7 protein-coding genes are annotated in these 8,716 nt (G+C 70.8%); 5 read left to right on the top strand and 2 right to left on the bottom strand.

The window, feature by feature from the left end; all coding sequences use genetic code 11:
• The first annotated feature begins 48 nt into the window (after positions 1-48).
• Positions 49-744, top strand: a complete 696-nt coding sequence (locus ACTH43_RS18045; protein ID WP_441446269.1) for a nucleotide sugar dehydrogenase — start codon at positions 49-51, stop codon at positions 742-744.
• Positions 745-1,148: 404 nt separating this feature from the next.
• Here the strand turns inward: ACTH43_RS18045 and arr are convergent, their stop codons facing one another.
• Positions 1,149-1,574: an NAD(+)--rifampin ADP-ribosyltransferase gene (gene arr / locus ACTH43_RS18040; protein ID WP_441446267.1), complete on the bottom strand. Its 426-nt coding sequence runs from the start codon at positions 1,572-1,574 to the stop codon at positions 1,149-1,151.
• Between the two features lie 149 nt (positions 1,575-1,723).
• On the opposite strand from arr, the gene ACTH43_RS18035 reads away from it, so the two are divergent.
• The 4 genes from ACTH43_RS18035 (at position 1,724) to ACTH43_RS18020 (ending at position 7,772) form a co-directional block, all read left to right on the top strand.
• Entirely contained in the window at positions 1,724-2,443 is a 720-nt protein-coding gene (locus ACTH43_RS18035; protein ID WP_441446266.1) for a hypothetical protein, read from the top strand.
• A gap of 301 nt (positions 2,444-2,744) precedes the next feature.
• Positions 2,745-3,545, top strand: a complete 801-nt coding sequence (locus ACTH43_RS18030; protein WP_441446268.1) for an Ltp family lipoprotein — start codon at positions 2,745-2,747, stop codon at positions 3,543-3,545.
• 233 nt (positions 3,546-3,778) lie between these two features.
• Complete coding sequence (locus ACTH43_RS18025; RefSeq protein ID WP_441446265.1) at positions 3,779-6,511, top strand: LuxR C-terminal-related transcriptional regulator; 2,733 nt, start codon at positions 3,779-3,781, stop codon at positions 6,509-6,511.
• Positions 6,498-7,772, top strand: coding sequence for an MFS transporter (locus ACTH43_RS18020; protein ID WP_441446264.1), 1,275 nt, complete (start codon positions 6,498-6,500; stop codon positions 7,770-7,772). The genes ACTH43_RS18025 and ACTH43_RS18020 overlap by 14 nt, the downstream gene beginning before the upstream one ends.
• 94 nt (positions 7,773-7,866) lie before the next feature.
• Here ACTH43_RS18020 and ACTH43_RS18015 read toward each other — a convergent pair whose 3' ends face one another.
• A complete protein-coding gene (locus tag ACTH43_RS18015) occupies positions 7,867-8,106 on the bottom strand; it encodes a hypothetical protein (protein WP_441446263.1) in 240 nt (79 codons plus the stop codon).
• Between the last annotated feature and the right edge of the window lie 610 nt (positions 8,107-8,716).

The following is an 8,716-nucleotide window of genomic DNA, read 5'->3' as shown; positions in this document are numbered from 1 at the left end:
AACTGTCACCGATGTCCTGATACAGAACTGTCACCGAAGTCCTGAGACATCACAGTCTCCGCGAACTCCTTCCTCGCCACGAAAATATCGTTCATCAATGCGGTCGCGGACGTCTGCGAGGCCACCGGCGCGGACGTCTCCGTGATCGCCGAGGCGATCGGGCTGGACGATCGAATCGGGCCGAAGTTCCTACGCGCCGGAATCGGGTTCGGTGGCGGATGCCTGCCCAAGGACATCCGCGCTTTCATGGCGCGCGCGGGCGAGCTCGGCGTCACTGAGGCGCTGGGCTTCCTTCGAGAGGTCGACAATGTCAACAATCGCCGACGCGACCATCTTGTGAATATGACCCGACACGCTCTGGGCGGCAGCTTCACCTCCAAGCGTCTCGCCGTGTTGGGGGCGGCATTCAAGCCGGACTCCGACGACACGCGGCAGTCCCCCGCCCTCTACATCGCCTCGAAGATCTCCGGCCGAGGGGCGAACGTGGTAGTTACCGACCCCGCCGCAAATCACCGAGTCCAGGCCGAGCGCCCCAACCTCGCTGTCGCAGATGATGCCTACGAAGCCGCCAAGAGTGCGGACGTGGTACTCCTTTTAACGGAGTGGCAGGAGTTCAAGGACCTGGACCCTGTTCGGCTCCGCGAAGTCGTGGGAACCCCGCATATGATCGACGGCCGTAACGCACTGGATCCTGCCCGGTGGCGCGCAGCGGGTTGGATGTATCAGTCCATGGGGAGGCCCTGACGACCTTCCTCAGGATCACCGGCCCGGGGTTCACAACGTCATGACCTGCAACAGCTTGGGCACGTCTTTAAAGCAGGTGGTGCGCCGCGACCTTCGAGCGGCAGGCAAGCAGGCGCTGGACCACGAGCTGGGTCGAGCCGTGGGAGGCCATCGCAAACACTGCGCTGCCCAACAGGGAGACCAGGAATGAGTCGTCGGCGCTAAGCGGATCCCCGGACTATCACCGTCAGGTCGATGGTCTGCATGTCCGCTCCCCTTCGAGGTCTAGTGCACCGGTCCCCGCCGGGCAGACTGCGCGCTGTGCTGCGCCGGAGGCCCGGGATTGGGCGCCACGGCACGCCTCACCGCGCCGCTCCCGCCCATCCCGCGCACCGGATCGGTGCCGCCGGCCTCCCCGGCGATGATCAGTCGATGATCTCGCCTGCACCGTCCCGCCGCAGCCGCGCCAGGCCCTCCCGCATCGCGCGCACGCTATCCCCACTGTGCCGGGGCCAGTCCTTCAGCTCCCGCATCACCCGCACCGGCTCGAGCGTGCGGAAGGACCGGGTGGGGTTGCCGGGGAGGCGCTTGTCGGTGACGTTCGGATCGTCCTCGATCTCCCCCGTCGGCTCCACGACGTAGACGCGGGGCTCTCCGTCGCCACGCGCGAGCTGCGCGCCCCAGGCCGCGGCGTGCATCGTCTGGGTGAGATACACGTGCCGCAACGGGGCGTCGTCGCGGTAGTTTGAGGGCTGCGCCGGGGTGAGGAGATCTCCCGGGGCCAGGACGGCCCTGGTGCCGTGGAGGTAGACACCTTCCTCGTACACCTCGAAGGGGACTGGCTCGCTCATCGCGTCCTCGCTCTCCGTCGGGCCCTCGCCCGGCCGGCCCTCATCCTCCTGCATGCGGACCCCTCGCGCGCCGCCGTGCGGGAATCCCCCGCCCCACGTTGAGGTCTGCCCCATCGTCCCTGCATCGCGGCCTCTCGTAGCCTTCCGGCATGACGTTCGCCGGGATCCTCGCCTTCTTCGGGCTCGCCGTGGTGACGATGGATGTGCTGGGCGGCGTCATCGCCCTCAGCGTCATGCTGCGCGGCGGCACGGTGCGGCACCTGCTCGCCTTCGTCGGCGGGTACACGGTGGTCATCATCGCGGCAACGCTGATCCTGCGTCCGTTGCTGGAGCTATTGAACCGCTGGCTGCAGCCCGTGCTGGATTCCAACAATGCGATCGGCGCCGTCGAACTCGTGGTGGGGCTCGCCCTGGTCGCGTTCAGCGTCCACCAGTTCCGGGCCGCGTCCCGGCCACCCGTGCCGCAGGGCCGGCTCGAGCAGCGCTCCACCCCGAAGCGGCTGGCCACTGCTCCGCTCGTGCTCGCGGGCGTCGGCTTCTCGGCGACAGCGCTGGCCGATCCCGGCTTCACTATCGCCGTCGGCATGGCCTCTCAGGAACAGCATCTCCTGCGCCATGTGGCGCTGCTGGTGCTGTGGAATCTCGTCTATCAGCTGCCGCTCGTCGCCGTGCTCGCCGCGGCACTGTTCGGCAAGCACGAGCAGCTCGTCACGCGGGTCATGGAGGTCCTCGGCCCCAGGCGCCGCGCCCTGCAGACCGTGCTCGCCGCCCTGCTCGCCCTCGCGGGCCTCGCTGTACTGGGCGACGGCGTCATCTCGCTGCTCAGCGAGCACGTTCCGTGGTTGCGCCAGCTGCTCCTGCTGCGGTGAGCCCGGGGGCGCCGCGGCGGGCCCCCGTGAAGGCCCGAGACCTTGGTCCCGGTCGGTACCCAGCGAGCACCGAAAGTCGACACATGTCGGCAAGACCAGATTTCCACGTCAAGTGTCTGACCGATAGCTGAAGATGTAATCACTCGGAGTTCCTCCTCAAGACGAGGGCACCGATGCTCATGGCTCGTCCCGCTGATCACCGGTCTGACCGACCTGCGGCTGGAGACCTGGACACACCCCCACCCTCTTCGGGCGACGTCACCGCGCCCGAACTCATGCACAGGAGCAACCCGTGACCTCTATGGACCCGCAGGGGCAGAACCAGCCCCCGTACGACCCCGCCAACGCCCAGCCCCAGAGCGGCGCACCCTACGGCGCCATGCCGAGCTATGGCGCCGCGCCGGGCCAGCCCGCCCCCGTCGCACCGAAGAAGCGCGGCAAGGGCAAGTTCATCGCCCTGGGCTGCGGCATCCTCGCCCTCCTGTTCATCCTCCTCGTGGCAGGGTGCGCCGCCCTCTTCTCGGCCGGCAGCGATGACTCCGATGATGCCGCGCCGGCAGAGACCACCACCGCGCAGGAGGAGGCGCCCGCGGAGGACGCACCTGCCGAGGACGCGCCCGCGGAAGAGGCCCCGGCCGAGGACGCCGACGTCCCTGCGGACCACAAGTCCGCGCTGACCTCGGCGGAGACCTACTCCGACGTCATGCACATGTCCAAGCAGGCCATCTTCGATCAGCTCACCTCCGAGTTCGACAAGTTCTCCGAAGAGGCCGCGCAGTACGCGATCGACACCATCGACGCCGACTGGAACGCGAACGCGCTCGCCTCGGCGGAGAACTACTCGGACACGCTGCACATGTCCCAGCAGGGCATCTTCGACCAGCTGACCTCCGAGTTCGATCAGTTCACCGCGGAAGAGGCCCAGTACGCGATCGACACCATCGATGCCGACTGGAACGAGAACGCGCTGGAGTCGGCGCGCCTCTACCAGGAGGAGATGGCCATGTCCCCCGACGCCATCCACGATCAGCTGACCTCCGAGTACGGCGGCAAGTTCACCACGGAGCAGGCCGACTACGCGATCGAGAACCTCGACAGCTGACCGTCCTGCACCCGCGCGCAGGCTCGCGCCCGGACATGGGCTCGTCGGACTCCGCTCCGGCGAGCCCCCGCCCCCGGTGGCGTCTCCGCCAGGCCACGGAACGCCCCGGGCCCTACACTCTCCGGTAAGCGCTGGCCTGCCAGTGCCCGATGTGCGTGCGCCCGCGCCCCATGCCTCATCCCGGGGTTCGCCGCCTTTCGGCCCACCGACCATCTCCACGGGAGTGCCCCGACATGCTGACGCCAGATGCCGCCGCCGACCTTCAGCACGTCCCCCGGTTGACCTCCCGGGTGCTCCCCCGCCCCTCTCTGCTCGCGCGCCTCGACGGGCCGGTCCCATTGACCGTGCTGCGTGCTCCCGGCGGCACCGGCAAGACCACACTGATGGCCCAGTGGGCGGTCGCGACCTCCCCCGTCCAGCGCGGCACCCTGATGTGGATCGAGGCCGACGACGGCACCCGCACCCGCACCGGGTTCTGGATGCGCGTGCTGGGCCGCTTCCACGCCCGCGGGCTGCTCGCGGATCGTGCCCTGTACCGGGAGATGGCCTCGATCGCCGACCACGCCGACACCATCCCGGCGACGATCTGCCGCGTGCTCGAGGACCACGGGCAGCCGGTGACCCTGCTGCTGGACGACGCCGGCTCCGCCGCCGACGGCGGCTACTGGGACGAGGTGTGCGAGGACCTGGTCGAGATCCTGCGCCGCGTGTCGTTCGCCCGTGTCGTGGTCGCGGGCCGTTTCCCCACCGTGCTGGAGTCCGCCCGCGCCCACGCGGTCCTGGACATCCAGGTGCTCACCGAGGAGCATCTCGCGCTCAGCCCCGAGGAGATCGGGGCGCTCGTGGACCTGGCCGTCCCCCTCCTGCGGGGCGATCCGCGACGCGCAGCAGTCCTGCACCAGCTCGGGGCGGTGCCCTCCTCCCGCCGGCTCGCCTCGATGCGCTGGTCGCTCGGGGTGCTGGAGCACGCCCTCGAGACCCTGCCCGCCGAGGAGGATCTCGATCTGGATGACCTGCTGGTCACGGCATCCCGCCACGAGCTGGCCGCCCGCCCCTGGGACCCCGTGCTGCGGGAGTTCCTCGAGGTCACCGCGCAGTCGCCGCTGGTGGACGTCGACCTGGCGCGGCAGCTGAGCGGCCGCCACGACGCCGAGACGCTGCTGGGCACGCTCGAGCACCTCGGTTCCGGGCAGTGGCTGCGCGGCCCGGAGGGCAGCGCGCCCGTCTTCCAGTACAGCCACCACCTGCGCCTGGCCGCCGCGGCGAACTTCTCCCCGCCCGCGCCGGCCAGGCTGCGCGAGCTGCACTCGACGATCGCGCACTGGCTGGCCGAGGTGCGCGGCGAGAAGCTGGCGGCGATCGAGCATGCGCTGCGGGCCGAGGATATGGCCCATGTCGAGCATCTGCTGATGCGTTCCCATCCCCTGCCGGCGGAGGACGCCCGGCACCTCTCCCGCCTGCTGCAGGCGCTCCCCGCGGCCCGCATCCATCGCCACCCCATGCTGGCGCTCTGGCACGCGCTGGTGCTGAACCGCTCCGCCGACACCCAGCCGAGGGCCATGCAGTTCTTCGTCTCCGCGGCGATGATCGGTCGCGTCCGCTCCTCCTCCATCCCGCCGCTGGACCGTGCGATCCGTCAAGGGATCCAGTCCGCTGTGCATCGGATGCTCGGCCAGTCCCGGTCGATGAAGGACCTCGCCCTGCGCGCCCTGCCCGTCCTCGAGGGCGCCGTGGAGGATCCGCAGCGCGATCGCCAGCTGGACGGGATCCTGATGACCGCGATCAGCCAGACCGCGACCACCCTGTTCTACGCCGACGACTTCGCCGCGGCGCGCGATGCCCGCCTGCTGCAGGCCCGGCTTGCGGAGGCCGTGCACCGGGCGCACCATCGCAACGTCGCCCATGCGCATCTGGCGCTGATCCACGCGGTGAGCGGGGACATCACCGCCGCGGTCGCCTCCCTGGACCGGATCGATGCCGAGGACTGGCCGCACTCCTGGCGCAGCGGATACCACGACGCCGTGGAGATCATCGCCCGCGCCTGGGTGTCGCTGAACGAGGCCCGTCCCGAGGAGGCGCTCGCGCAGCTGGCCCGCCTCGATCCGCACTTCGCCACGATCGAGTACTGGGACCTGATCACCGCCGTCCGCAGCCTCGCGCTGGCCCAGCAGGGCCTCCCGGACGAGGGGGAGGCGTTCCTCGCTCGCACCACGGCCGAGCGCCGCTCCGAGCGCACTCTCCCGTCGGCGATCCAGCGCCTGGATTCTGCGGCGGCGATGCTGCGGATCCTCGCCGGCGGCGTGCCCGCGCGTCGGCCCGCGGGCGGGCGGGATGTGCCGGTGGCGGCGATGCTGTCGGCGTTGTCGGCGCTGACCGTCCTCGCGGAGGGACGGCCTGAGGAGGCGCTGCCGCTGCTGGCACGGGCCGAGCTCGCCGCGACCACCCCGCTGCACCGGATGATCACCGCGATCATCGGGGTGCACGTGGCCCGGCGTTCCTCGCAGGGCCTTGACCTGGCCGGCTACGGGCTGCAGATCCGCGAGCTCTCCGGCGGCCATGCTCTGCGCTGGCCGCTCGTGCTGCTCTCGGAGGGGGATCGCGAGGCTCTGCTCGGCGCCCTCACCGACTCCGGCCGGGAGCAGACCGCTGCTCTGCTCGAGGGGGACTTTTCCGTGATCTCGCCCGGCACCCGGTTGGCCGAGCCCTCCCGCGTCCCGCAGCTGACCGCCCGGGAGCGCGAGGTGCTGACGCTGCTGGCCGAGACCGACCGACGCAGCGAGATCGCGTCCCGCCTGTTCGTCTCCCTCAACACCGTCAAGGCCCAGCTGCGCAGTCTGTACGCGAAGCTCGGCGCGTCCACTCGCGAGCAGGCCTTGGCAACGGCGATCAGCGCCGGCCTGCTGCGCCCGACGGACCCGCCCGGCGAGGACCGCCCTCACGGGGACCGACCCCGTGAGGATCGATGAGGCGATGAGGCGGATCCTGCAGCTGGCGGTGATGCAGTGCGCGGCGCTCGGCGCCCTCACCGCCCCCGCGGTGGTGGCCGTCTCCGTGCTGGTGCGGCGCATGGTCGGCGACGACTCCGCGCCCGACGTGTACGCGCTCATCGATGCGGCCGCGGCACTGACCGCGATGATCGCGGCGCCGCTGTGCGGCTTGCTGGCCGATCGGACGATGAGCCGCCTCGGTCGGCGCCGCCCCTGGCTGCTCGGAGGCTCGATCGTAGGGCTGCTCGGCAGCGCCGCCATGGCCTGGGCGCCGGGCCCGCTCGCTCTGGCAGCGGCCTGGATGCTCACCCAGGCCGGATACAACGCCGTTTTCGCCGCGATCAACGGCCTGCTCGCCGAAGGCCTCGCCCCCACAGACCGCACCCGCGCCGCCGGCATCTTCTCCGCCGCCGCCTTCCTCGGCACCGCCCCGGGGCTCCTCGTGGCAGCCCTGCTGGCCGAGAACATCCGCGCGATGCTGCTGGTGGTCCCCGTCGCGGCCCTGGCGGTGATCGTGCCGCTCGCACTGCGAATACCGGATCCGCCGCTCACAGCGCGACTCCCTGCGGCCCGGCGCACACCCCGGCGGCGGCTCCGCGCAGCCGCCGCATCCGGCGTCTCCTCCGCGCCGTTCCTCGCCGTGCTCGCGATGCGCTTCCTGTTCTCGCTGCAGCTCTCGGCCGGCCTCACCTTCGCGCTGTACCTGTTCATCTCCCGCTGGTCCCTCGCCGAGGGCGCGGCCGTGCGCGCCACCTCCCTGACCACCTTCACCGGGGTCGTGGGGGTGGTGGCCGGCGCCATGCTGCTCACCTCCTCGCGGTGGCGCAGCACGCGGATGACACCGGTGCTCGGTGTCGCGCTGGTGCTGCTCGCCGCCGCGATGCTGGGCCGCGCCCTCGCACCGACGCTGCTGGTCTTCCATGTCGCCACGGCCGTGGCGGGGCTCGCGATCGGGCTGGGCATGACCGCCACCCGCTCCCTGGCCTACGCCCTGCTGCCGGCTGCGTCGGCCGGGTTCGGGCTCGGGCTCGTGGGCGCTGCCGGGAGCCTCGCGGGGCTGATCGCGCCGCTGGCCGCTGCGGCACTGCTCACGCTGAGCACCAGCTGGGGATCGGCGGACCCCTACGCTGGGATGTACACACTGCTGGCCCTCCCCGCGCTGCTGGGCCTCGCCCTGCTCCCCCTGACCCGCGCACCGAGCGCTTCCCAGCGGCCCGCCGCGGAGGTGGTGGCGTCCTGAGCCGAAGAGCGCAGCGGCCCGGGCGCACGACGACCGCTGCCGTAGCGCGCCGGTGGGAGTCATTCCGCGCTGCATCGCGTGCCCTGGCGTGCCGCTACGCGGCGCGGGTGAAGGCACCGAGCGCTCTCAGTGCATCTCTCAGCGAGTCGGCGGGGAACGGTCCGACGGTGACTTCGTCCCCGTCCGTCGTGCAGGTGATCCAGATGCCCTCGGCGTCCGTGGTGAGGGTGAGAGCGTCGCCCTCGGGATCGGTGAGCTCGACGACGTCGAGCGTGAGCATGCGCTCGGGCGCCGCACCGAACCGGCGGGCGGCGATGGGTTCCACGGGGGTCAAAGGTCTTCTCCAGGGATGAGCGGGGACGGAGCCCCGCGGGCGGGCATGCTGCTCGGATGCCGTCAGCGGGCAGGCGGGCAGCAGTGCGGTGGAGTCAGTCTTGACGAGGAATCGCGCCCGCGCGCTCCGTGCGCCGCCGAACCGCGTCTTTTCACCCCCGGCTCACCCCCGAGGACCATCGGCCGTTCGGGCGAAGGGCTGCGCCGATGGACGCTGAGAGGCTCTCCTTAGATCCGCCCCCGCTGATCCGCCCCCGCGCGAGGCACGAGACCCTGAGCGCTGGACCTCGGGACCCTGGAACGACGCCTTCTCCTCGGCGGCCGGGCACCCCGGCGAACCGGCTCCGCGCCGCCGCGAGGCCGTTCCCGAACTCTGGCACTCTCGCCCGGAGAGTGCTAATCTGCTCGTACTTGAGTCGGAGGGACTCAAGGTTCGGCGACCACCGGACGACCGGAGGTCACATCAGAGAGGAGAAGCAATGGCCACCACCGATCCGTTCCGAGAGATGGAACGATTCGCGAGCACTTTTCTCGATGCTGGACGTCGGGGACCGCGGTGTTATGTCGCAGGACATCGGTGACAGTTCTGTATCAGGACATCGGTGACACTT

The sequence above is a fragment of the Brachybacterium sp. genome, assembly GCF_052095815.1.
Classification (GTDB): Bacteria; Actinomycetota; Actinomycetes; order Actinomycetales; family Dermabacteraceae; genus Brachybacterium.
The sequence above is the reverse complement of the archived record's forward strand: the minus strand, read 5'-3'. Positions and strand labels throughout refer to the sequence as shown.

What these genes read in the sequence shown, in the direction of transcription:
- arr (WP_441446267.1), bottom strand. Translation starts at nt 1,574, where the DNA reads ATGAGCGAGCCAGTCCCCTTCGAGGTGTACGAGGAAGGTGTCTACCTC.
- ACTH43_RS18035 (WP_441446266.1), top strand. Translation starts at nt 1,724, where the DNA reads ATGACGTTCGCCGGGATCCTCGCCTTCTTCGGGCTCGCCGTGGTGACG.
- ACTH43_RS18030 (WP_441446268.1), top strand. Translation starts at nt 2,745, where the DNA reads ATGGACCCGCAGGGGCAGAACCAGCCCCCGTACGACCCCGCCAACGCC.
- ACTH43_RS18025 (WP_441446265.1), top strand. Translation starts at nt 3,779, where the DNA reads ATGCTGACGCCAGATGCCGCCGCCGACCTTCAGCACGTCCCCCGGTTG.